This window comes from Treponema sp. R8-4-B8 (assembly GCF_054786175.1).
Window position 1 is genome coordinate 1 of record NZ_BDHE01000475.1, and the last position, 294, is coordinate 294.

Below are 294 nucleotides of genomic sequence, written 5' to 3' on the forward strand. Positions count from 1 at the left end.
TTACGTAAAAGAACCGATTTAGTGATCCGCCATACCAAATACAGTAACCGCTTCGATTATTTGTCTGTAATGCTTCCGTCAACATATTTATTCCCGCAGTAACATTAGCACTAGTACCTGCTAAATTAGAGCTAAATATTGAAGTTACACCTGAAAATGTCTGATTAGTATAGGTGTTAGCTGCGGTATGACCTCTGGAAACCACATCGGCTCTTGTGACATCCTGCAAAGTTTTACCGGCGTAAGTATTTATCAGGTAAGTGGAAGTTGAAGAGCTGATATTATACACTTCCA

General features: G+C 39.1%; 1 protein-coding gene. It reads right to left on the bottom strand.

What is annotated here, in order from left to right; translation table 11 throughout:
- Positions 1-294: hypothetical protein (locus tag ACYVRA_RS09305; protein ID WP_461252418.1), on the bottom strand; the 294-nt coding region annotated here is incomplete at both ends.